This is a genomic window from Chromohalobacter canadensis, assembly GCF_029544075.1.
Taxonomy (GTDB): Bacteria; Pseudomonadota; Gammaproteobacteria; order Pseudomonadales; family Halomonadaceae; genus Chromohalobacter; species Chromohalobacter canadensis_A.
Window position 1 is genome coordinate 1 of the sequence record NZ_JAJQJH010000003.1, and the last position, 21,849, is coordinate 21,849.

23 protein-coding genes and 2 tRNA genes are annotated in these 21,849 nt (G+C 58.6%); 17 read left to right on the forward strand and 8 right to left on the reverse strand.

Annotated features, from left to right (window positions below; translation table 11 throughout):
• Positions 1-2 precede the first annotated feature (2 nt).
• The 8 genes from LUN51_RS06015 to LUN51_RS06050 all read left to right on the forward strand — a co-directional run bounded on the left by LUN51_RS06015 (position 3) and on the right by LUN51_RS06050 (position 8,993).
• A tRNA-His gene (locus tag LUN51_RS06015) sits at positions 3-77 on the forward strand.
• A gap of 33 nt (positions 78-110) precedes the next feature.
• Positions 111-185: transfer RNA gene (locus LUN51_RS06020), tRNA-His, on the forward strand.
• Between the two features lie 276 nt (positions 186-461).
• Complete coding sequence (gene tig, locus LUN51_RS06025; RefSeq protein ID WP_040241501.1) at positions 462-1,814, forward strand: trigger factor; 1,353 nt, start codon at positions 462-464, stop codon at positions 1,812-1,814.
• Between the two features lie 96 nt (positions 1,815-1,910).
• A complete protein-coding gene (gene clpP, locus LUN51_RS06030; RefSeq protein WP_277810545.1) occupies positions 1,911-2,531 on the forward strand; it encodes an ATP-dependent Clp endopeptidase proteolytic subunit ClpP in 621 nt (206 codons plus the stop codon).
• An 89-nt stretch (positions 2,532-2,620) separates the two neighbouring features.
• Complete coding sequence (gene clpX / locus LUN51_RS06035) at positions 2,621-3,901, forward strand: ATP-dependent Clp protease ATP-binding subunit ClpX (protein WP_040241497.1); 1,281 nt, start codon at positions 2,621-2,623, stop codon at positions 3,899-3,901.
• A gap of 171 nt (positions 3,902-4,072) precedes the next feature.
• Positions 4,073-6,481, forward strand: coding sequence for an endopeptidase La (gene lon, locus LUN51_RS06040; protein ID WP_277810546.1), 2,409 nt, complete (start codon positions 4,073-4,075; stop codon positions 6,479-6,481).
• Between the two features lie 176 nt (positions 6,482-6,657).
• A complete protein-coding gene (locus LUN51_RS06045) occupies positions 6,658-6,930 on the forward strand; it encodes an HU family DNA-binding protein (RefSeq protein ID WP_040241491.1) in 273 nt (90 codons plus the stop codon).
• Between the two features lie 254 nt (positions 6,931-7,184).
• Positions 7,185-8,993 carry a SurA N-terminal domain-containing protein gene (locus LUN51_RS06050; protein WP_246894492.1) on the forward strand — a complete coding sequence of 603 codons (1,809 nt, stop codon included), beginning with the start codon at positions 7,185-7,187 and terminating at the stop codon, positions 8,991-8,993.
• A gap of 99 nt (positions 8,994-9,092) precedes the next feature.
• Here the strand turns inward: LUN51_RS06050 and LUN51_RS06055 are convergent, their stop codons facing one another.
• The 8 genes from LUN51_RS06055 to LUN51_RS06090 form a co-directional block, all read right to left on the reverse strand.
• Positions 9,093-9,353, reverse strand: coding sequence for a YkgJ family cysteine cluster protein (locus LUN51_RS06055; protein WP_246894493.1), 261 nt, complete (start codon positions 9,351-9,353; stop codon positions 9,093-9,095).
• A gap of 48 nt (positions 9,354-9,401) precedes the next feature.
• The gene (locus LUN51_RS06060) at positions 9,402-10,241 is read right to left on the reverse strand and encodes a 6-pyruvoyl trahydropterin synthase family protein (RefSeq protein WP_040241486.1); all 840 of its coding nucleotides are present in this window, start codon (positions 10,239-10,241) and stop codon (positions 9,402-9,404) included.
• Positions 10,241-10,885: a 7-carboxy-7-deazaguanine synthase gene (queE, locus tag LUN51_RS06065; protein WP_040241483.1), complete on the reverse strand. Its 645-nt coding sequence runs from the start codon at positions 10,883-10,885 to the stop codon at positions 10,241-10,243. The genes LUN51_RS06060 and queE overlap by 1 nt, the downstream gene beginning before the upstream one ends.
• Positions 10,885-11,640 carry a 7-cyano-7-deazaguanine synthase QueC gene (queC, locus tag LUN51_RS06070; RefSeq protein WP_277810547.1) on the reverse strand — a complete coding sequence of 252 codons (756 nt, stop codon included), beginning with the start codon at positions 11,638-11,640 and terminating at the stop codon, positions 10,885-10,887. Before queC ends, queE begins: the two co-directional genes overlap by 1 nt.
• 132 nt (positions 11,641-11,772) lie before the next feature.
• Complete coding sequence (locus tag LUN51_RS06075) at positions 11,773-12,810, reverse strand: asparaginase (RefSeq protein ID WP_277810548.1); 1,038 nt, start codon at positions 12,808-12,810, stop codon at positions 11,773-11,775.
• 45 nt (positions 12,811-12,855) lie between these two features.
• Positions 12,856-13,344 (reverse strand): hypothetical protein, encoded by a 489-nt coding sequence (locus LUN51_RS06080; RefSeq protein WP_277810549.1) that lies wholly within the window; start codon positions 13,342-13,344, stop codon positions 12,856-12,858.
• A gap of 30 nt (positions 13,345-13,374) precedes the next feature.
• A complete protein-coding gene (locus LUN51_RS06085) occupies positions 13,375-13,989 on the reverse strand; it encodes a CBS domain-containing protein (protein ID WP_277810550.1) in 615 nt (204 codons plus the stop codon).
• Between the two features lie 72 nt (positions 13,990-14,061).
• The gene (locus LUN51_RS06090) at positions 14,062-14,562 is read right to left on the reverse strand and encodes a hypothetical protein (RefSeq protein WP_277810551.1); all 501 of its coding nucleotides are present in this window, start codon (positions 14,560-14,562) and stop codon (positions 14,062-14,064) included.
• A gap of 248 nt (positions 14,563-14,810) precedes the next feature.
• On the opposite strand from LUN51_RS06090, the gene fliD reads away from it, so the two are divergent.
• The 9 genes from fliD to motB all read left to right on the forward strand — a co-directional run bounded on the left by fliD (position 14,811) and on the right by motB (position 21,827).
• Positions 14,811-16,184: a flagellar filament capping protein FliD gene (gene fliD / locus LUN51_RS06095; protein WP_277810552.1), complete on the forward strand. Its 1,374-nt coding sequence runs from the start codon at positions 14,811-14,813 to the stop codon at positions 16,182-16,184.
• Positions 16,185-16,194: 10 nt separating this feature from the next.
• On the forward strand, positions 16,195-16,593 hold the full coding sequence (gene fliS / locus LUN51_RS06100; protein WP_246894496.1) for a flagellar export chaperone FliS: 399 nt from the start codon (positions 16,195-16,197) through the stop codon (positions 16,591-16,593).
• A 1-nt stretch (position 16,594) separates the two neighbouring features.
• On the forward strand, positions 16,595-16,978 hold the full coding sequence (gene fliT / locus LUN51_RS06105; protein WP_246894497.1) for a flagellar protein FliT: 384 nt from the start codon (positions 16,595-16,597) through the stop codon (positions 16,976-16,978).
• Positions 16,975-18,195 (forward strand): flagellar hook-length control protein FliK, encoded by a 1,221-nt coding sequence (locus LUN51_RS06110; protein ID WP_246894498.1) that lies wholly within the window; start codon positions 16,975-16,977, stop codon positions 18,193-18,195. Before fliT ends, LUN51_RS06110 begins: the two co-directional genes overlap by 4 nt.
• Positions 18,188-18,496 (forward strand): EscU/YscU/HrcU family type III secretion system export apparatus switch protein, encoded by a 309-nt coding sequence (locus LUN51_RS06115; RefSeq protein ID WP_246894499.1) that lies wholly within the window; start codon positions 18,188-18,190, stop codon positions 18,494-18,496. The genes LUN51_RS06110 and LUN51_RS06115 overlap by 8 nt, the downstream gene beginning before the upstream one ends.
• A gap of 342 nt (positions 18,497-18,838) precedes the next feature.
• Complete coding sequence (gene flhD, locus LUN51_RS06120) at positions 18,839-19,168, forward strand: flagellar transcriptional regulator FlhD (RefSeq protein WP_246894500.1); 330 nt, start codon at positions 18,839-18,841, stop codon at positions 19,166-19,168.
• 11 nt (positions 19,169-19,179) lie between these two features.
• Positions 19,180-19,791 carry a flagellar transcriptional regulator FlhC gene (gene flhC / locus LUN51_RS06125; RefSeq protein WP_246894501.1) on the forward strand — a complete coding sequence of 204 codons (612 nt, stop codon included), beginning with the start codon at positions 19,180-19,182 and terminating at the stop codon, positions 19,789-19,791.
• Positions 19,792-19,947: 156 nt separating this feature from the next.
• Entirely contained in the window at positions 19,948-20,829 is an 882-nt protein-coding gene (gene motA, locus LUN51_RS06130; RefSeq protein ID WP_040241460.1) for a flagellar motor stator protein MotA, read from the forward strand.
• Positions 20,830-20,831: 2 nt separating this feature from the next.
• Positions 20,832-21,827, forward strand: coding sequence for a flagellar motor protein MotB (motB, locus tag LUN51_RS06135; RefSeq protein WP_277810553.1), 996 nt, complete (start codon positions 20,832-20,834; stop codon positions 21,825-21,827).
• Positions 21,828-21,849 lie beyond the last annotated feature (22 nt).

A 21,849-nucleotide genomic window follows, 5' to 3' on the forward strand; every position in this document is an offset into this window, starting at 1 on the left:
TGGTGGATGTAGCTCAGTGGTAGAGCCCCGGATTGTGGCTCCGGTGGTCGTGGGTTCGATCCCCATCATCCACCCCACGCTTGAATAGGCTGCAACAAATCGTCGTCGTGGTGGATGTAGCTCAGTGGTAGAGCCCCGGATTGTGGCTCCGGTGGTCGTGGGTTCGATCCCCATCATCCACCCCAGCGATGGTTTCTTCCTTTTGTCCCCCGTGTTTGTTTCTCCCTTGGTATAATCTCCTTTTCGTGGTTCGCACTCCGCACGCATGTGCCGAGGTGCCTCGTTTGGCTTTCTTACGTCGTCACGATGACTATTCGCCCTTTTTTCGCGTTTTCTCCCTTGTAAGATGAGGCATACAGCCCCATAAACTTTGCAGTGCGCTTGCCAGCGCGAATGGGGATTCATAGAATCCTCGTCTTATACGTATTTTCAGAACGCCCCCAGTCGGTAGAGGATCATTCATGCAAGTTTCCGTTGAGTCGACTTCCCAGATCGAACGTCGTGTCACCGTCCAAGTGCCGGCTGCCGAAGTCGATCAAGCCGTGGCTACCCGTCTCCAGGAAACCGCCAAGAACGTGCGGCTGAACGGCTTTCGGCGTGGCAAGATTCCGCAGGCGGTCGTGCGTCAGCGTTTCGGCCAAGAAGTCCGCAACGAAGTGGTGGGCGAAATGATGCGCCAGCACTATGTGCAGGCGATCACTCAGGAAAGCCTCAACCCGGCGGGTTCTCCGCAGGTCGAGCCGACCGTCGACGAAGACGGTAAGGACCTGGAGTTCGTCGCGACCCTTGAGGTATATCCCGAGTTCGAGCTCAATACGATCGAAAACACCGAAATCGAGCGCCCACAGGCAGAGGTGACCGAAGCCGATGTCGATCAAATGATCGACACGCTGCGTTCACAGAATGCCGAGTGGGAAACGGTCGAGCGTGCCGCGGCCGATGGCGATCAGGTGACCGTCGATTTCCAAGGGTTCTTGGGTGATGAGCCGTTCGAAGGTGGCGCCGCCGAGGGCCATGAGCTGGAACTGGGGTCCAATAGCTTCATCCCCGGTTTCGAAGAGCAGCTGGTGGGTGCTCAGGCCGGTGACGATCTCGAGATCAAGGTGACCTTCCCTGAAGATTACCAGGCGGAACACCTGGCAGGTCAGGAAGCCACCTTCAAAGTGAAAGTACACAAGGTGGCCGGCAAGCAGCTGCCCGAAGTCGATGATGAGTTCATCAAGCGCTTCGGTATCGAAGAGGGCGGTGTCGCTGCCTTCCGTGCCGACGTGCAGAAGAACATGGAGCACGAGCTATCTCAGGCCGTGACCAATCGCGTCAAGCAGCAGGCGCTTGAAGCGTTGCAGCAGGCCAACGACATTCCGGTCCCGCAGTCATTGATTCAGCAGGAGACCGAGGGACTCAAACGCCAGGCCGCGCAGCAGTTCGGTTTGGGGGAAGACTTCGATGTTTCCCAACTGCCTGACGAGCTGTTCGCCGACCAGGCGAAGAAGCGCGTTCAGGTCGGTCTGCTGCTGGCCGAAGTCGTCAAGGTCAATGAACTCGACGCCAGCGACGACGAAATCAAGGCACGCGTCGAAGAGCTGGCGCAGCAGTATCAGCAGCCTGAGCAAGTGGTTGAGCATTACCTCAAAAACGAGGAAATGAAGAACCAGGTCAAATCCTCGGTTCTAGAAGACAAGGCGGTTGACAAGCTGCTGGAGCAAGCTCAGGTTAAGGACGTCGAGATGTCCTATGAGCAGGCTTTGCAAGCGGCACAACAGCAGCAAGAAGCAGATGATGAGGACGAAGCGCAGGAAGAGACCAGCGCCTAAGCGTTCTCCCGCGTGCCGTCGCAAGTGCCTGGACCCGGCTACGGCCGGGTCTCTAGTCACTGGAGCAATCAGTCACCGAATTAAGGAAGCCACGCAATGGGCAACGAGTTCGATATCAGCAACGCCGGCGGTTTGGTCCCCATGGTGGTGGAGCAAAGCGCGCGTGGCGAGCGGTCCTACGACATATACTCTCGCCTGCTCAAAGAGCGCGTTATCTTTCTGATTGGCCCGGTCGAGGACTATATGGCCAATCTGGTGGTGGCTCAGTTGTTGTTTCTCGAATCCGAGAACCCCGACAAGGACATCCACCTTTACATCAATTCGCCGGGCGGCTCTGTGACGGCAGGGATGTCTATCTATGACACCATGCAGTTCATCAAGCCTGATGTGTCTACCGTGTGTGTCGGCCAGGCCGCCAGCATGGGCGCTTTGCTGCTTGCCGGCGGCGCCGAGGGCAAGCGCTACTGCCTGCCGCACTCACGGATGATGATTCATCAACCGTTGGGCGGCTATCAGGGTCAGGCCGCGGATATCGAGATCCACACCAAGGAAATTCTAAACATCCGCCAGCAGCTCAACGAGATTCTCGCCAAGCATACCGGCCAGGATGTGGAAACGGTCGCACGAGATACGGATCGCGATAATTTCATGAACGGCGCCCAGGCGACCGAGTACGGCCTCATCGACGCCATGCTGGATAAGCGCCCTGTATCCTGATAGCGTTTAACCAAACATGGTAGCGATTAGCGGGACATGCATTTATTACCGGCGGTTCGTCAGGGCCGCCGCTATTACGAGGTACACGAATGGCTGACGGCAAAGGCAAAGACGAGAGCGGCAAATTGCTGTACTGCTCGTTCTGCGGCAAGAATCAGAACGAAGTGCGCAAGCTGATCGCGGGTCCTTCCGTCTACATCTGTGACGAATGTGTCGACCTATGCAACGACATCATTCGCGAAGAAGTGCTGGAGGCCGATGCCGAGGGCGATGACGAGCGCCTGCCGGCACCGCGCGAGATCCGTTATACATTGGATGATTATGTCATCGGGCAGGACCGTGCCAAGCGGGTGCTGTCGGTGGCAGTCTACAACCACTACAAGCGTCTTCGTGCTGATGTGAAGACCGACGATGTCGAACTCGGCAAGTCGAACATTCTCCTGATCGGCCCGACCGGTAGTGGTAAGACTTTGCTGGCCGAAACCATGGCCCGACTGCTTAACGTTCCGTTCACGATCGCTGATGCGACGACTCTCACCGAAGCCGGTTATGTGGGTGAAGACGTTGAGAACATCATCCAGAAGCTGCTGCAGAAGTGCGAGTACGATGTCGACAAGGCGCAGCGTGGGATCGTCTATATTGACGAGATCGACAAGATTTCGCGCAAGTCGGACAATCCCTCGATTACGCGCGATGTCTCCGGTGAAGGCGTCCAGCAGGCCCTACTAAAGCTGATCGAGGGCACGACAGCCTCGATACCGCCGCAGGGTGGTCGCAAGCACCCCCAGCAGGAATTCCTGCAGGTCGATACCAGCAACATGCTGTTCATCGTCGGCGGGGCGTTTGCAGGGCTGGAGAAAGTGATCCGTGACCGTATCGAGAAAGGTGGCATCGGCTTCAATGCGGAGGTGAAGAGCAAGGACTCCGAAAAATCGATGGGGGATGTCCTCGCTGGCGTTGAGCCTGAGGACCTAGTCAAGTTCGGCCTGATTCCTGAATTCGTGGGCCGTGTTCCGGTCATCGCGACGCTGACCGAACTCAGCGAAGAGGCCTTGATCCAGATCCTCACCGAGCCCAAGAACTCGCTGATCAAGCAGTATACGCACCTGTTTTACATGGAAGGTGTCGAGCTAGAGTTTCGCGAGGATGCTCTGCGGGCCGTGGCCCATAAGGCCATGGAACGCAATACTGGTGCGCGTGGCTTGCGTTCGATTCTCGAGTCCGTGCTGCTCGATACCATGTACGAGGTGCCATCGTTGGAGGATGTCACCAAGGTGGTCATCGACGCCTCGGTGATCACTGGGGACAGCGAACCACTACTGATTTATTCCCAGCAGGAAGAAAGCAAGGTGGCTGGCAAGGACGGTTGAACCTAGCTGAGTCACCGTGGGGGCCTAAGGGCCCCCTTTTCGTATGCGTCCCTGCCTTGAGCCATGAAACCGACGGGCTGCACGGTTGCATCATGCTGGATGCGCCCCCATTTCTCTGGCATTAGTGCCGTCTCGCGGCCCATCCACCGAATTTGTTGAGGAACGTCTGCGATGGAGCAGAACGCTGAACAGACCTTGAGTCTTCCCCTTTTGCCGCTGCGGGACGTGGTTGTCTATCCGCAGATGGTGATTCCGCTGTTCGTGGGGCGCGAGAAGTCGATTCGCGCACTCGAGACGGCCATGGAAAACGACAAGCGGATATTGCTCGTTGCCCAGCGTGAGGCCGGTCAGGACGACCCGGAATTCGGCGATCTCTTCGATGTCGGCACGGTGGCTGAAATCATGCAGCTACTGAAGTTGCCCGATGGTACCGTCAAGGTCTTGATCGAAGGCGATTACCGTGCCGATGTCCGCGATATTCATGAGAACGACGCAGGTTACGTCTCGGCCGAGGCTCTGCGCCGCGAAAGCGAGACGTTGACCGAACGCGAGCAGGAGTCGCTGGTGCGTGTGCTGCTCAACCAGTTCGAGCAGTACGTCAAGCTGTCCAAGAAGGTCCCTAACGAAGTCCTTAATTCGTTGTCCGGAATTGAGGATCCCAGTCGCTTGGTGGATACCATCTGTGCCCACCTGTCGCTCAAGATCGGCGACAAGCAGGAATTGCTCGAGATGGATCGTGTACGTGATCGCATCGAGCACCTCATGGCGCTGATCGAATCCGAGATCGATTTGCTGCAGGTGGAGAAGCGCATCCGCTCGCGCGTCAAGGATCAGATGGAGAAGTCGCAGCGCGAGTACTATCTCAACGAGCAAATGAAAGCCATCCAGAAAGAAATGGGTGAGCTTGAGAATGCGCCCAACGAGGCCGACAAGTACGAGCAACTGATCGAGTCCACGGGCATGCCCAAAGAAGCGGCTGAGAAGGCGCGTCAGGAACTGGGCAAGCTCAAGATGATGGCGCCGACCTCGGCCGAGGCGACGGTGGTGCGTTCGTACCTTGATTGGTTGGTGGCGGTGCCCTGGAAAAAGCGCTCACGTGTTAAGCACGACTTAGTGCATGCGCAGAAAGTGCTCGATGAAGACCACTATGGCCTGGAAGAGGTCAAGGAGCGGATCCTTGAGTATCTTGCCGTCCAGAAGCGCGTCAAGAAGCTCAAGGGACCGGTGCTCTGTTTGGTAGGCCCCCCGGGGGTCGGTAAAACTTCGTTGGGGCAATCGATCGCGCGGGCTACCAACCGGCGCTATGTGCGCCTGGCATTGGGCGGGATTCGCGATGAGTCGGAAATTCGTGGCCACCGGCGTACCTATATCGGCTCACTGCCGGGCAAGATGATTCAGCGCATGAGCAAGGCCGAAGTGCGCAACCCGCTTTTCCTGCTCGACGAGGTCGACAAGATCGGTATGGATCACCGTGGCGACCCATCGTCGGCTCTTCTCGAAGTACTCGACCCCGAGCAGAACAATAGCTTCAGCGATCATTATCTGGAGCTGGATTACGACCTGTCTGATGTCATGTTCATCTGCACCGCGAACTCGATGAACATTCCCGAGCCGCTGCTCGACCGCATGGAGATCATTCGTCTGCCCGGTTACACGGAAGACGAGAAGCTGGCGATTGCCAAGCGGTATCTGGTACCCAAGCAGCTTAAGGCCAATGGTCTCAAGGAGGAAGAGCTCAGCTTCTCCGACGAGTCGCTACTGGAGCTGGTGCGCTATTACACGCGTGAAGCGGGCGTACGCGAACTGGAGCGCCAAATCGCCAAGGTCAGCCGTAAGGTACTGCGCGAGCGTGTCGAAGCCGAGAAGCAGCAAGGCGCGCAAGGCCCTCAATTGCTTGCCGCATCGGATATCGAAGCCTACGCTGGCGTACGCCGCTTCAGCTATGGTCTGGCCGATCAGCAGGATCAGGTGGGGCGTGTCACTGGGCTTGCCTGGACATCGGTGGGCGGTGAGTTGCTCAATATCGAATCGGTGGTGTCCCCAGGCAAAGGACGGCTCAACAAGACGGGCTCGCTGGGTGATGTCATGAAGGAGTCCGTGGATGCCGCGCATACCGTGGTGCGGGCGCGTGCCAAAGCGCTGGACATCGATCCTGATCGTTTCGAGAAGGAAGACCTGCACATTCATGTGCCGGAAGGGGCGACACCCAAGGACGGACCCAGTGCTGGCGTCGCCATGGTCACTGCGATGGTCTCGGCATATACCGCTCGCCCGGTCCGTTGTGACGTGGCGATGACCGGTGAAGTCAACCTGCGTGGGGAGGTGATGCCGATCGGCGGTCTCAAGGAGAAATTGCTGGCGGCGCGACGCGGTGGTATAAAGACGGTGCTAATACCGGAAGAAAACCGCCGGGATCTCAAGGAAGTGCCGGACAATATCAAGGATGCGTTGGATATCCGGCCCGTTAAATGGATTGATGAAGTTCTCGATGCGGCGCTGGTCGGAAAGGCAGAGGTTGAAACCGGGGATTCCCTAGCGGAAACTAGTCAGCCTTCGCGTTCCAATATCAGTACGCATTGACAGAATTTAGCGACCATGTCGTGGTATGAACCCGCGCATGGCGCGGCTCGGCGCGAAGCTTTCTTGACAAGAGTTTCGTGGCATTGCTATAAATTCCAGCCTTTGTTGTGACGCTTCAGGAAGTGGAAGTTTCGCGCCGATTTCCAGTCATTACCGAAACAGTCAAGGGGTGAAGTGTGAACAAGTCCGAGCTGATCGAAGCCATTGCTGCATCTGCCGACATTCCCAAGGCGGCTGCAGGCCGTGCGCTCGATGCCATGGTTGAGACCGTCTCCGATAGTCTGAAAAAGGGTGATTCCGTTGCACTGGTTGGCTTCGGCACATTCTCCGTCAAGGAGCGTGCCGCGCGTACTGGTCGTAACCCTCAGACAGGTCAGACGATTGAAATCAGCGCCGCTAAGGTGCCGACGTTCAAGGCAGGTAAGGCGCTCAAGGATTCGGTCAACTAAGACCGGTCGAGCGGGACCGAGGTGGTCGTCATGAGCGCGACGCATGATGAAAGCCGTGTCTAAAGCGAGATGTCGTGTCGGTTCGGTCCAGCCAAAGAGGCGTATCGCGTAAGCGGTGCGCCTTTTTCATGCCGGTGGCTGTGCTGGTCATGCCGGTGGCCGTGCTGGTAGTGTGAGCCCATTTTGACCGGGACACACTCGATGCCGGTATAATCCCCGTTGGTTTCAAGAATCTCCATCACGTCGAGGCAAGCATGCTGCAACGAATTCGAGAGGGTTCCCAAGGGTGGGCCGCCAAAATGATCGTCGGCGCGATCATCGTGACGTTCGCACTCTTCGGGGCCGAGTCCCTGGTCGGGGTCTTCACCTCCGGCAGTAATGACGCCGCGACCGTGAACGGCGAATCGATCGGCAAGCGAGCGGTCGAGATGCAGGTCCAGCGTGCGATTCGTTCTGGGCAAGTACCGCCCGACCAAGAGCGCGAGCTACGCAAACAGGTCACCGACCAACTGATCTCTACGGAATTGCTGGATCAATACGCCGAGGAAGGGGGTATGCATCTCTCCGATGCCCAGATTGATCAGCTCATCGTCAGCCGTCCCGAGTTCCAGGATTCGGAAGGAAGCTTTTCCCAAGACGTCTTCTCCAACCGTCTTTCGCAAGCAGGCTACACGCCGTTGTCGTTTCGCAGGGAACTGCGCAGGGACATGAAGCGTCAGCAGCTTCAGCAAGGTTTGGCGTTGTCGACCTTTGTTCTACCTAGCGAAGCGAATCGCCTGCAGGCTCTCCAGAACCAGACGCGTGACTTCCGCTATGCTGCACTGACTGAGGAGGATCTCGATGCCCCGGTCGAGGTGGGCCAAGACGACATGCAGGCCTATTACGACGCGCATCAAGATCAATATCAACGGCCTGAGCAGGTCAAGGTCGCCTACGTCGTGCTGGATCAGCAAGAAGTGGCCCAAGATGTTGACGTCGATGAGCAGCAATTGCGAGACGCTTATGCAGAAGAGCGCCAGGACGCTCCTCGCGAAGTCGCACACATCATGGTCGATTACGGCGATGAGCGTTCTCGCGACGAAGCCATGACACGTATCGAGGAAGCTCAGAACAAGCTTGACGACGGTGCAGACTTTGCAGCGGTGGCGGCTGAATACTCTGACGACTCGGCCTCTGCGGACCAGGGCGGTGATCTCGGCGTGATCAATCGTGGTTTCTTGGGCGAAGCATTCGATAACGCCGCTTTCTCGCTGGGTGAAGGCGACGTGTCGTCGATCGTCGATGGCGGCGATGGCTTGCATCTTATCAAAGTCACCGACATCGATTTCCCCAGTTACGATGAAAGGCGCGATCAGCTCGCCGAGCAAGTGCGTCTCGACAACTCCAGTGATGCGTTTAACGAGCGCGTACAGGCGCTGGAAGACCAAAGCTATGCGGCAGAGGACTTACAGAGCGTTGCCGACGAGCTCGGTCTTGAGATGCAGACGAGCGACTGGGTCTCCAGAGACAGCGTCGATGGCGTACTCGCTGAGCCTGGTGTGATGGATGCCGCCTTCAGCGAGGATGTTCTGGAAAATGGCTATAACAGTGATGTGCTGGAACTCGACGACCAACGTCGTGCCGTGGTGCGTGTCACCAATCATCGTGACGCCACGACCTTGCCGCTCGATGAGGTGAAAGGCCAGGTGCGTGAAGCGACCCAGGCCGTCAAGACACGCGAAGCGCTTGCAGCCCGTGCCCAAGCATTGATCGAGGCGCTCAAGAAAGGGGAAACAGTGTCACTCGACTGGCAGAGCGTTGTAGATGCCACGCGCGACGGAAACGACGCGCCCGACGGCGTGCTGCGCCAGGCTTTCCGCTTACCGCATCCCGATCAGGGGAGCAGCTTCGGGCAAGCTCCTACCGATGAGGGGGTCGCCATCATCGAGTTGACCGACGTACGTGACGGCGATACCGGTGGCGCGAGTGACAGCACGCAAATGACCCAGCGGTTGCGTGCTCAGGCCGCGATCCAAGGCTTGACCGAGACATTGCGCGAAGAAGCTGATATCGAGCGTCATTGATCGACACCCACGGGTAAAGATAAAAAGCGCGACTCTAAGAGTCGCGCTTTTTTATTTGTACAGGATATTGCCTATAGATTGCCGATCAAGGCAAGAGGCTTAGCAAGACGTGCCAGTATGTCGTTCCAGATCCTCGAGAATGGTCAGCGCCTCTTCGCGACTATCGCCACAAACAGCGCGGTCGTAATCGAAGGAATGGCAAACGCTGGGCCGTCGAGGATCACCGAAAAGGCGGCAGCGATTATCTTCATCGAGTTGAGCGCAGCGCACGCCCGCCGGTTTGCCGTTGGGCATGCCGGGAATAGAAGAGCTGATAGTCGGCGCAATACAACACGCGCCGCAACCGACGCGGCAAGACATGGAGGTGTTCCGTATAGCAAATAATGGGGGGTGTGTTTGACGTCTCGGTCACGTTGACTCGGCGATGGCACCCTTGTCGATTCCCTCGAAAGCCTGCACGCGAATTCGGCTGTGCGTCTCTTCGGCGATCTTCTCCGCCAGCCATGCGGCGATATGTTCGATGGTCGTGGGCGTGGAGAGCAGATGGCAGCGCTCGCTGGGGAGTGTCAGATGAAAGCGCCCCTGATCGGCGCGATAGGCAACACTCAGCGTATCCAGAGACTCATCGCCTTGCGGCGCGAGATCTTCGTCGTGGATCAAGTAGGAGGCATCCAGTGACTGTGCCCATTGGCGCTCCAGTTCGGGAGCGCGTTGACCGTCCTGCCAGATATGCAGGCGCGAGCGGTGGCCGTGGGCGATACGCTGGCAATTGCCTGCATGGTGCTTGAGCCCATGGCTGTAAGTATAGGCAGCCGTCTCGATGTCTTCATCGCGCAAACGCAGGCGAATCGTCTCTACCTTGGCGGGTGGTCGACGGCTGAGTTCGGCGGAGAGGTGCGTGGCCAATTGCTCTGGGGTGATCTCTGACCAGGGCAGCAAGGTAAAGCTTTGACGTGGGCCCCGAAGCTCCATGGGGTAGGGGAATTGCGTGCGCAGGCAGAGCCCCTCAGTGCAGTCGAATACCTGGATCCCTGGTGCTTCGGTCGGTACTAGCAAGGTATGGTCCAGGCCCTCGTCGAGCCGTGATTTGATCCAGGGTTTAACCTCTCCGAAGTCGAACAGCATGCCATCGGAGCCCAGCTCACCATCGAGTTCGGCATCGACATGCCAGCTGGCGCCCATCAGACCGTGTGTGGGCGACCACAGCGACGCGTCGATGTGAGTGAGGTGATTGACGAAAAGGGTCATCAGTCGATTCCCGCGATCTTGTGGGTTTGCAGCGCGAGGCGCCACTGCGGATGATCAAGGCAGTAGGCGACGGTGTCCCGCATGGTCGTACCTTGTCCGCCGCGTGGCGCGAGATCCATCGGCTGCAGGAAGAAATGCCTGAAGGCGAGATGCGTGAAATGCTCGGGCATCGCATCAGACTGCGGAAACACCAGCTTCAGCTCATCGCCTTGAGTGATGCGTAACGTTGCGTCGCCTTTTGGGCTGACGCATAACCAATCGATGCCGCCGGGCGGTGGGAGCGTGCCATTGGTCTCGACGGCGATCTCGAAACCTTGAGCATGCATGGCCTCGATAAGTGGGGTGTCAAGCTGGAGCAGCGGCTCGCCGCCGGTAAATACCACATAGGGCACGGCGGCCTCTTGCGCGTGAGGCCAGAGGCTCATGAGATGCGCCGCCAAAGCTTGGGCATTCTCGAAACGTCCCCCGTTCTGCCCGTCGGTGCCGACGAAGTCGGTATCGCAAAAGCGGCAGTGGCTAGTGGCGCGGTCGCGTTCACGTCCCGACCAGAGGTTGCAGCCCGTGAAGCGGCAGAACACGCTCGCTCGCCCAGCGCGGGCGCCTTCGCCCTGGAGCGTATAGAAGGCTTCCTTGACGCTGTACATTACGACATCTTCTCCGGTGCGGCATAGGTCAGGGGATCATCGACTCCCTGCTCGGCGAAGGCCGCCAGACGTTCTCGGCAGCTACCGCATTGTCCGCAGGCGTACTCGCCTCCCAGGTAGCAGGTCCAGGTCTTGGCGTAATCGAGTCCCATTACCAGACCGTCGGCCAGGATGGCGCGCTTGCTGGCGTGCAAATAGGGGGCGGCGACGCGTACGGGATTGAAGTCGGCGATGGCCGCGACGTCATTCACCCGCTCGACGAATTCGGGACGGCAGTCGGGATACAGCACGTGATCGCCGCCGTGGGCGCCATAAAAGCAGACATTGGCCCCGATGTTGATGGCGTGACCGATGGCCAACGAGAGCAGGATCATGTTGCGATTGGGCACCACCGTGGCGGCCATGTTGTCGGCGTCGTAATCGCCTCCGGGCATGTCGCGATCGGCATCGGTAAGGGCGGAATTGCCGATCAGACCGTGAATGGCGCGAATGTCGACCACTTGATGGGCGACGCCCAGTTGCTGACAGACCCGGCTTGCGGTCTCGAGTTCACGCGAGTGACGCTGGCCGTAGTGGAACGACAAGGCGTGGACATCGAAGCCGGCCCGCAAGGCGCGATGCAGAACGGTATAGGAGTCCATTCCGCCGGAGTATATGACCACGGCCTTGGCGGTATCGTCGGGTGTGGTGAGCGCGGTCAGGGCGCTTGCCTCAGTGCCGGAGGGCTGAGGTGCATGGTGCGGTGTGTCGGTCATGAGATTTGTCCTGAGCGGAGAATTTGTAGCCTCTCGCAAGTGTCGTGACTCTTGCGAGAGGCACGCCCGGGATCCGGTCCGGACGAAGCGCGCACAGTGTAACCGGCGAACCCTTCACCGGCCAGCGTGGCATCAAGCCAGTGCGCTGCGCTCGCCGCATAACGAGGTCAGGAACTGGCGGCGGCGCTGGGCCTCGGGCAGCGATTGTGAGACCAGGTGGACGAGCTTGGTAAAGGCTGCTTCTGGCGTCATGTCGTCGCCAGCGAGCGCGCCGATATCCTTGAGCACATTGCCGCTGGCATATGTGCCTAGCGTCACGGGGCCGTGCGGGCATTGACTAATGACGGCAAGCAACATGCCACGGCTGCTGGCGGTAGCCAGTTCGCCTGCCAGAGCGTTGTTTTCAGGAATATTACCGCTACCCCAACTTTCGAGAACGGCGCCATGTATCGTGTCGTCGTCGAGCAACTGCGCGATCTGGCGTGCCTTAATGCCAGGCCACAATGGCAGGCGTATGACCGCCGACGTGGGTGCCAAGTCGGGGAGCTCGAAGCGTGGCGCGCCAGCGGGTGAAAGACATCGCGCGGCATAGAGGACCGGCTCGTCATCGATGATCTCGCCCAGCAGCGGCCAGTTGGGGGTGTGAAAGGCATCGAACGCTTGAGTATCCCATTTGCGGGTGCGGCAGCCGCGCATGAGTTTGCCGCCGAAGGCGATGGCGACTTCAGTGAGATCCGTCCGAGCAGCGAAACGTAGCGCCGTTTCGACGTTGTCGAGTGCATCGCTGTGGGGCGCTTCCAGCGGTTTCTGCGCCCCCGTGACAACGACGGGTTTGCCTAGGCCCTGTAATTGGAAGGCTAGGCTCGAAGCCGACCACGCCAACGTATCGGTGCCATGCAGCACCACAAAGCCGGCGTAGTCCGCATAGCGGTCGGCAATGTCACGTGCCAGGCGTTGCCAGTCGGCGGGCGTGGCGCTGCTCGAGTCGATGGGCGTCGTGTATTCGAGCATTTCAAAAGGTGGTATGGCATCGCGCCGGTACGCTGCGAGGTGCGTGAAGGCTTGGCGCAGACGCGCCTCGAAGTCGCTACCGGGGCGAAGTCCTTGAGGCCCATCGAACATGCCGAGGGTGCCGCCGGCATAAAGGACGAGAACGGTGTTGGAAGTCATGGTGTCACGGGTGTCCGGAAAGATATCGATATGGCGCGATGATAACTAGTCGTCGTCTCGTGCGGCCAGTGACCACCCATCGGCGTTGCGCGATGGCGTTGTCGAGGCGCTCGGGGTGGTGGTCTTTTCGCGTATCACAGCGACGTCTTCATGGCTGACGAAGCGCAATTTGCCGTCGTTGCGCTGGGGGTGAGAAATCAGTGGGCCCTGGAAGCGCCAGCAACGCTCGGGGACCCAGGAAACGTGGTAACGACGACCGGCGTACTCGGCTTCACGGTCATCGATCAAGCGTAATTCGTCGCGTAGCGGTAGCCATGCGAAAAGATTGGAGTGCAAGACCTCGTGGTGCTCACCGATGCGCACTGGCCCCACGAAAGTGCCGCGGCCCAATGCGCGTCGGCGACGCGACACTCGCTCCGTTCCCTCTGCCAGCCCCTTGCCGCAAAGATGCAAGGTCGTATCGTCGACTTGTTTGACGACCCAGATGGCAATGCCTTGTTGGCGAGACAGGCGATCTTGCAACCACTCGAGCATGCACAGCTCCTTCGACCGGTGGGGCGTGCGTTACAGATCGTGCCCGAGAATGACTTGGCAAATGGCGGCGAAGCTACGCGCTTCCGGTGGGTGATCGAGGTCGATCCCTAACGCCCGGCTGATATCTGAGGCCGACACCAAACCGCGTATGATCGGCCCCTCTTCTCCGGGCGCGGTAATCAGCAAGTGCTGGTCGCCGGATGCCTTGAGCGTCTCCACGAGATCTCCGACGCGTGCGGTTTCCAATTGTGCTAGTGACAGTGAGTGCAACTGCGCGCGCGGTGTCTGGATCATATCCACGGTGACTTCCTCGCGCGGCACGTCATGGTTCTGCATGGCGATGGTGATCTTGCGTCCTCCGACCAGTTCGCGGGCGTTGATGACACCGGTGAATCGCCCGTCCGAGCCCATCACCATGAGCAAGCGCACGCCTGCCTGCTTCATGGTGTTGAGGGCCTGTGAAATGGTATTGGAGGTCAAGATGGTCTGGGCGCGCTGAGTGCTGAAATCGGTCAAGAGCCGCGCCGCCGGGCTGTCTAGCGTCAGTTTGTGCTGGGTAGCGCGCGGCTGAGCGATGCCGGTGACGCTGTCGAGCTCCGACAGGGTCAGCGTGGAATAAAGGCGCGGGGAGGGAGATGTTGTCATGGTGAAGTGCCTCGCTTGCTGAGCCGCCAGGCCGTGTCGGCAATCGTGGGACGAGGCCTGGGCGACAAGGGTTCACATGTGTTGGCGAAGATCGCCACGTACACTGTCGAGAAACGTAATGAAATGGAGGTCTCTATCATCGTCCTGGCGGTCGATGCGGCACCCCATCTTCATGGTGCGTTTGACGAGAATTTCATCGTAAATATCCAGCGTGACCTTGAGCGCTGGCTTGTCGCCAGGTGTGAGGCTGCCATCTTCGAGTGTGAAACTTTCAAGCAGCGTCCCGCGTACGCGCGTAATACCGCCTTCTGAAAGCACGCGGCGTACGAAGAGCCAGCCTTCGCATGTCAGCCAGGTTTCATGGGGGCGCTGGCGTAGAAAGAGAGTACGGTAACAAGCGCCCTCGGAGGCACCTTTTTCCGCCATGCTGCGGTAGCCCTCGGCGACACGCGACGCCATTGCGCCTGACTCGGCCAGTTTGCGCACGGCAGCGTTATGTTCGCGATGGAGCTGGTCTTGACGTTGAAAGCGTTGCCAGCGTGCGTAGTCGGCGAAAAGTGATGTCGAGTCCATCGTGGCTGTGGCTCCTGGGGTCTATTCGAATTGCCTATCATGGCCCATCGAGGAGTGATATTGCCAGCGTCGACGGGCGTGCGAGACGCGTCGCCTTGCCTCAAGCCGTGCGAAATGATGACGAGTAAGGGCTAAAGTTTACGCCCCAGAGGCCGATGTATGAATAACGCTCGTAAAGTTAGTCTTTTCGGCGCTAGCGTCGACGAGCCTCATGGTAAAAAGATCAACCTATTCGCTGAGGGCATGTCATGCCAACGATTACTTCCCTGGGGGTTGGCTCGGGGCTGGATTTGAGTGGCTTGCTGGACGAACTGGAAGAGGCCGAAAGCGCGAAGCTAGAGCCGATCACAGAACAGAAGAAAAGCTACGAAGCCAAGCTGTCAGCCTTTGGCCGCCTGGAAAGCGCACTGGATTCGCTGCGTGAGTCGGCGACTGCGCTCAATGATCCCGAGACCTTCCAAGCGCTGAGCAGCAAAATGCAGGGTGATGCCGTCAGCGTGTCGACCGATAATACGGCTGTCCCGGGGCGTTACCAGGTTGAAGTCAGCGCCTTGGCCCGGTCACAGACGCTTGCTTCTGTGGGATTTGCAACAGAGGCCGAGCTCGACATCGGCGAGCTTTCTTTCAACGTTGGCGACGAGGCGTTTTCCATTACCCTCGACGATAGCAACAACACCTTGGAAGGCTTGCGGGACGCAATCAATGCAGAAGACGCCGGCATCAGCGCCTCGATTATCAACGATGGCAGCGATACCCCGCAGCGTCTGGTGCTGACGGCCACCGAGACGGGCGAAGCGAATCAAATCGCGATCTCCTCCGCAGAGGCCGGGTTGCAGGCGGCGTTCGGTTTTGACGCCGCCGCCCCCGAGGCCAGCGACATGCGTCAAACGGTGGCCGCACAGGATGCACAGTTGAGCGTGAATGGTATCGCCATCACCAGTGCGTCGAACCATGTCGAGGGGGCGCTGCAAGGGGTGACCTTCGACCTGCAGGCGACCAATGCAGGCGAGTCGGATGCGCTGACGCTCAGTCGCGACGACGGCGCGATCAAGGATTCCATCAATGATTTCGTCAAAGCCTACAATTCGCTGCAAGAGAGCATGTCGAGCTTGACGTCGTTTGATGCTGAGTCCGGAGTAGCAGGGGAGTTGCTCGGCAACTCCACCCTGCGAGGTGTGGAATCACAACTGCGCAATGCCATGGGGCATGTCGGGGACGGTGATTTTGCGTTGCTGTCCAACATGGGAATTTCCTTGGCGCTCGATGGAACGCTTGAGGTAGACGACGAGGCCTTGGACGAAGCGATCGAAGGCAATCTCGAAAGTGTCAGCGCGTTTTTCGTCGGCGATGAAGAAAGTGACGGATTCGCCGCCAGTCTGGACACGGTGTTGGGCAACCTGCTGGATGAGGGAGGAACGCTGGATACGGCTACCAGTGGTATCGATACCTCTATCGAACGTCTCGGCGAGCGTTATACCAGTATGCAAGCCTCCATTGATGCGACGGTAGATCGCTACCGCACACAATTCGCCGATCTGGACGCACTGGTATCGCAAATGAACTCGACGAGTTCTTATCTGACCCAGCAATTCGACAGCTTGAACGCACAAATGAACCAGTAGGGGAACTATCATGAATATGATGCGAGGCGCCCAGGCCTATGCCCGTGTTGGCGTCGAATCCGGGGTGATGTCGGCCAGTCCCCATCAGTTGATCGTGATGCTTTTCGACGGCGCGCAAGCCTCTATCCGGGCCGCTAAGATGCACATGGAGGATGGCAATATCTCTGCCAAGGGACAGGCAATTTCCAAGGCCTTGAATATCGTCAACAACGGGTTGGCGGCGGCGCTTGATCATGAGCGAGGCGGTGAACTCTCGGAGCGCTTGGGAAGTCTGTACGACTATATCGCGCGGTTACTGCTGAGAGCCAACTTGCGCAACGATCAAGCCGCGCTCGACGAGGCCGCGCATCTGTTGGAAGATATCGGTTCGGCCTGGCGCGAAATCGCCCCGCAAGTGGATGGATCGTGACATGAGCAAGGCGTCGGAGCGTCTGGACATCTATGAGAATATGCTCGAGCTTTCTCGGGCAATGCTCGAAAGCGCACGTCACCAAGAGTGGGATGCGCTGATCCAGCAGCGTGCCCGCTATGTGGCCGATGTCGAGACATTACGGCGCGCACCTCAAGGCGAACAGCTCAATGCGCAAGAGCGTCAGTATTGCGCACGCATGATCGAGGAAATTCTCGAGCACGATCACGCCATTCGTGACCAGCTCGATGCCCGCTGCGAGGAACTTACGCAATTGATCGGCAGCTCTCGGCGCCAACAAGCGGTGGTACGTGCCTATAATCAAGGGCAGGGCACGCTATCACAGCGCACGCGCCCCTCTCGGGGCACTGAAGGGCACACGTGAGTAGCATCACGCCCATTATCGACACGCTGCTCCATCAGGTGCTGGGACAGCGTATCGACGCGCCTCGAACGAGCGACCTGCCCGCACCGGTCAAGCCTGTGCTCTCTAGTAATGCCGTCGAATCATTGACCCGTGAAGGCGGCGGTTTTCAGCAGCGAGGCTCCTCACAAGCCGAGTTCATCTCGGCGCGTGCCTCGGCGCTTCTCGAATCTGGCGTGTCTTCAGGCAAGGCGGGAGAGCATACGGCGACGACGCCCGGTTCATCCACGACGCATTTCAGTACCGCCGCGCGCACCATTGCCGATGTGCTGGCGCGTTTTCCCGCGCCGCCGTCATCGATTACCTCTCCGCAGCCGTTACTCCAGGAGGGAGAGGCGTCGCCGAGGCTTCTAGCGTCTCAGTTACAGCAAAATATTCAACAAAGTGGCGTGTTCTACGAGTCGCATCTGGCGCGTTGGCTGAAGGGCGAATGGTCGACGGCTGCGTTGGCGCGCGAACCGCAGATGGCGTTGGCGCCGCGTATGTCGGCGGCAGCCGGTCTTGCCACGGCCGAAACGCCTCATGCGGCGCGTATGGGGGACGCGGGACCGCCCGCTTCACGTGCGGCTATGGCTGAGATGGCATCACCGGTCACGTTGACTTCCTTGCGCCCCGCGACCGCTGTCAATCGTTTCGCCGAGGCGCCCTTGCTCGCTCAGCAAGGCGCTTCTCCTGAAGTGCTGTCGGCGCGCGGGGAAATGCTGGGGAGCGAGCGGCGCCATTCCCTGGCGAGTTCCGTCTTGCAGCAAATCGGTACGGATCAAAGCGATACCTTGCAGTCTGTTGTCCGCCATCAACTAGAGATGTTGGTGACGCCGACACTACGTTGGGAAGGCATGCTGTGGCCGGGCATCATGCTAGCCATGACCCTGCAGCAATGGTCGGGAGGCGACGGCCAGGATGCCGACGGCCAGGAGCAATCGCCGGGGCATGACACATCGCCCTGGCATAGTGAGATGAATATTTCCTTGCCGCATCTCGGTGATGTGCATATCGCCATGACGCTGCGTGCCGAACAGGCCTCGTTGTCGATCTCGGCGCCTGAAGGGACGGCGTTGGAGCGCCTTTCTGAACAGGCGTCGGCGTTGCATGAGCGCCTGGATGCCCTAGGGGTACAGGCAGTGATCGACGTGCATCGTACGCCTGACAACGACCCAAGTGAGGAGCGTCATGAATGATACGCCCGACGAAAGGCGACGCGCCGTTGCGTTAGCCTATCAAGATCCCTCGGCGGCGCCTGTGGTGGTGGCCAAGGGGTACGGTGACCTGGCTGAACGTATTGTCTCGACGGCCAAGAATGATGGCATTTTCGTGCATGATGCCCCCGAGTTGGTGGCACTTTTGATGCAGGTCGATCTGGATTCTCAAATCCCGCCCATGCTGTATCAAGTCATTGCCGAACTGCTGGCCTGGGTCTATGACCTGGAGCGTGAAGAGGCGAGCTTGAATATCGAGTCAGGAACGCCCGCACGTCGTTGAATTGCGACGAAGGGATGCGGTTTATTGACGCACCTCGTGTTACATAGCTTGTTAATAATTAACCTGCTGTGGCAGGCCTTCAATCCACCGGCAACCCTTGCCGTTCGCGTGTTACCGCCCCTTGAGCATGGTCGATGCCGTACTAATGGGTGAGTAACCTCATTCCTTTTTTGTAAGTTTTTGTTGGTTTCCATGTAGGAGATGTTGAATCTTTTCATAGAAACGTCTCAAAATGATGCGACAGTAAGAATCGAGTCAGCCGAAAAAAGCAAAAAACTGGCTCATCGGAGAGAGGCCGCAGAAGCCTCCTTCGCCACAATAACGTCGTACGCAGGGAATTATATGGAAACCGATAGCCTTCTGGATGATATCCAAGATATCAACCTGTCCTACCTGCTGCTTACGCAGCGCATGATCAGCGAAGATCGCACCACTGCGCTCTTTCGTCTCAAGATGGACGACGAAATGGCGGATCTCATCGCTTCCTTGTCGATCAAGCAACTGACACAACTCGCGCGAACGAATCAACTGCTCTGCCGGCTTTGCTATGACGAGCCGGAGCAACTGCGCAAGCTGACCCACAATCAGCGGGAGCAGGGGTTGGGGCAGACGCATGCTGCCCTGTTGATGGCGAGCGCACATAACGAGTGCCCGTCCGTCTCTTCGAACTGAGGAGTATCGTCGTGAGCGAGAAAAGTCTAGTGGGCGAAATGCTGCAGGTGCAGCTCGCCATCGAATTGATCGATCTAGGGGCACGCCTACAGGTGCTCGAGACCGAGACGGATTTGAGCCGTGGGCGCTTGATCAAGCTCTATAAAGAAGTGCGCGGCATGTCGCCCCCCAAGGGCATGCTGCCGTTTTCGACTGACTGGTTCATTACCTGGATGCCGAACATCCACTCCTCGTTGTTTTACAACATTTACTGGAGTCTTCTCGAAGACTGCGGTTGCGAGCGAATGTCGGCCTTCGTCAAGGCTTTCAAGCTTTATCTAGAGCAAGTCAGCCTTGAAGCCGGGGAGCCGGTGCTGGGGTTGACGCGCGCCTGGACGCTCATTCGCTTCTTCGAAAGCGGCATGATGCAACTCTCGGCTTGCACCAGTTGCGGTGGCCAGTTCGTCGCCCACGCGTACAGTCCCGATCACGACTTCGTGTGTGGTATTTGTCAGCCGCCTTCGCGTGCTGGCAAGACACGCAAGAAACGTCAGGCCGAAGAGCGGGTGACAGTCCCGCGTCCTCAGCCTGTGTCGGCTTCTGAGGCGGATGGTATGACAGCGCGACGTCTCGTCGCTAGGTAGGCGTTTTCGTCTCTAGTGTCGTCGCGATTGCCGGGGTAACGACCGAAACCGGGAAGCGATACGCGCATTTCTGCGTTTTTTCATTCAAGGCGTGTCGCTTCCTGCCGATAGAGATATCAACGGGCCAGTCATGCATGCCGCTAGGAGCGTTCTGCTGTGTTGATTCTAATCGGCTATTTGGTTGTTATCGCATCGATCGGGGGCGGTTATACCCTCGTCGGGGGCCACTTCGGTGCGCTATTCCAGCCATCCGAAATTCTCATGATCGTCGGTGCCGCCGTAGGCGCCTTCATCGCCGCCAATAATGGCAAGGCGATCAAGGCTACCCTACGGACATTCTCGAAGCTCAGACGTACCAATAAGTACAACAAGACGATGTACATGGAGCTGATGGCATTACAGTACCGCTTGCTGGCCAAGGCACGGCGAGACGGCATGCTGGCCATCGAGCGCGACATCGATGCCCCTGAGGATAGTGCGATTTTTGCGGACTATCCGAAGATCTCCAATGACCCTCTGATCATGGCGTTTATCACTGACTACTTGCGCCTGATGGTGAGCGGCAATATGGATCCCTTTGAGATCGATACGCTCATGGAGCACGAGATCGACACCTTTCAGCACGAAGCGGAAATCCCCGTGCATTCCTTGCATAGTGTTGGCGATGGCTTGCCTGCGTTCGGCATCGTGGCAGCCGTCATGGGTGTGGTACATGCTCTGGGCGCGGCCGATCAAGGCGCCGCAGCGATGGGGCAAATGATCGCCCAGGCGCTGGTGGGGACTTTCCTGGGGATCTTGCTCGCGTACGGGTTCGTGCTTCCCGTTTCGCAACGTTTGCAGTTGCAAGTCACCGAAGCGATCAAGATGTTGCAGTGCGTCCGCGTGACACTCATGGCAAGTCTCAACGGCATGGCGCCGCAGTTGGCGGTAGAGTTCGGGCGTAAGGCACTGTTCATTGCCGAACGCCCCTCGTTTACCGAGCTCGAGGAGCACGTTCGAGCCGAGGGTAGTGCCACGCGCGGCACCGGGACGGGATAAGCATGAGCAGCGAGCGTCGCCCGATCATCGTCAAACGCAAGAAAGTGGTCAGCAAGGGACATCATGGCGGTAATTGGAAGATTGCCTACGCCGATTTCATGACCGCATTGATGGCGCTCTTTCTGGTGCTCTGGATTTTGTCGATGGTGCCTAAAAACGAGCTCAACCATATCGCCGAGTATTTCCGCACGCCTTTGGCGGTGGCAATGACAGGCGGCGACAAGTCGACAGCAAGTACCAGCGCGATCCCCGGTGGCGGAGCGGACCCCACTTTCTCTGAAGGCGAAGAGCGGCGCCTGGACATTCGCCAGCAATCCCGCCCCAGTGACGAGATGCGCCGTCTGAGGGTGCTTCGCGACCGTTTGGAACGCCAGGTCCGCGAAGATCCGAACCTGCGTCAGATGAGCTCGCAGTTGAGAACAGACTTCATTCCCGAGGGTCTGCGTATTCAACTCGTCGATACTGACAAGCGACCCATGTTCGAGTTGGGCAGTGCCCGTCTCGCTCCTTATATGCGTGATCTCTTGCAGGCTTTGGCGCCGGAGCTCAATACGGTCCCCAATGCGATTAGCCTCACCGGGCATACGGATGACCTGCGTTACGCCGGCGGCGAAGCTGGATACAGCAACTGGGAACTTTCCGCCGACCGGGCCAACGCGTCGCGTCGCACCCTGGTCGCGGCCGGGCTCGATTCCGGCAAACTGCTGCGTGTCGCAGGCATGGGGTCGCGCGTCAACCTGGAAGGTACAAAGCCCAGTGATGCTGTCAATCGGCGTATCAGCATCGTCGTGTTGTCGGAGCACGCCGCCGAGCAGATCCGCGATCAGGGCGAGGCAGGCTCGGCATCTCCTGAGGCGATAATCGGCAGTACAGGTGACACGCAGCGAGAAGGGTTGTCGCCGACGCAGGGCGCTGACTCATTAATGCGTAACGCACTCCCGCAAGTGTATGAACGCACCACTGGTGGCGGTGAAGGGCAAGATCAGCCATCGCCCTAACGATCACGATCACGTGGAACGA

Bases quoted from the DNA above. Each gene is read 5' to 3' on its own strand.
- queC (WP_277810547.1), bottom strand. From the start codon at position 11,640: ATGACCGACACACCGCACCATGCACCTCAGCCCTCCGGCACTGAGGCA.
- LUN51_RS06055 (WP_246894493.1), bottom strand. From the start codon at position 9,353: ATGTCTTGCCGCGTCGGTTGCGGCGCGTGTTGTATTGCGCCGACTATC.
- LUN51_RS06075 (WP_277810548.1), bottom strand. From the start codon at position 12,810: ATGACTTCCAACACCGTTCTCGTCCTTTATGCCGGCGGCACCCTCGGC.
- LUN51_RS06080 (WP_277810549.1), bottom strand. From the start codon at position 13,344: ATGCTCGAGTGGTTGCAAGATCGCCTGTCTCGCCAACAAGGCATTGCC.
- tig (WP_040241501.1), top strand. From the start codon at position 462: ATGCAAGTTTCCGTTGAGTCGACTTCCCAGATCGAACGTCGTGTCACC.
- fliT (WP_246894497.1), top strand. From the start codon at position 16,595: ATGAGCAAGGCGTCGGAGCGTCTGGACATCTATGAGAATATGCTCGAG.
- LUN51_RS06115 (WP_246894499.1), top strand. From the start codon at position 18,188: ATGAATGATACGCCCGACGAAAGGCGACGCGCCGTTGCGTTAGCCTAT.
- fliS (WP_246894496.1), top strand. From the start codon at position 16,195: ATGAATATGATGCGAGGCGCCCAGGCCTATGCCCGTGTTGGCGTCGAA.
- clpP (WP_277810545.1), top strand. From the start codon at position 1,911: ATGGGCAACGAGTTCGATATCAGCAACGCCGGCGGTTTGGTCCCCATG.
- flhD (WP_246894500.1), top strand. From the start codon at position 18,839: ATGGAAACCGATAGCCTTCTGGATGATATCCAAGATATCAACCTGTCC.
- queE (WP_040241483.1), bottom strand. From the start codon at position 10,885: ATGTACAGCGTCAAGGAAGCCTTCTATACGCTCCAGGGCGAAGGCGCC.
- LUN51_RS06085 (WP_277810550.1), bottom strand. From the start codon at position 13,989: ATGACAACATCTCCCTCCCCGCGCCTTTATTCCACGCTGACCCTGTCG.
- clpX (WP_040241497.1), top strand. From the start codon at position 2,621: ATGGCTGACGGCAAAGGCAAAGACGAGAGCGGCAAATTGCTGTACTGC.
- LUN51_RS06060 (WP_040241486.1), bottom strand. From the start codon at position 10,241: ATGACCCTTTTCGTCAATCACCTCACTCACATCGACGCGTCGCTGTGG.
- fliD (WP_277810552.1), top strand. From the start codon at position 14,811: ATGCCAACGATTACTTCCCTGGGGGTTGGCTCGGGGCTGGATTTGAGT.
- lon (WP_277810546.1), top strand. From the start codon at position 4,073: ATGGAGCAGAACGCTGAACAGACCTTGAGTCTTCCCCTTTTGCCGCTG.
- LUN51_RS06050 (WP_246894492.1), top strand. From the start codon at position 7,185: ATGCTGCAACGAATTCGAGAGGGTTCCCAAGGGTGGGCCGCCAAAATG.
- motB (WP_277810553.1), top strand. From the start codon at position 20,832: ATGAGCAGCGAGCGTCGCCCGATCATCGTCAAACGCAAGAAAGTGGTC.
- LUN51_RS06090 (WP_277810551.1), bottom strand. From the start codon at position 14,562: ATGGACTCGACATCACTTTTCGCCGACTACGCACGCTGGCAACGCTTT.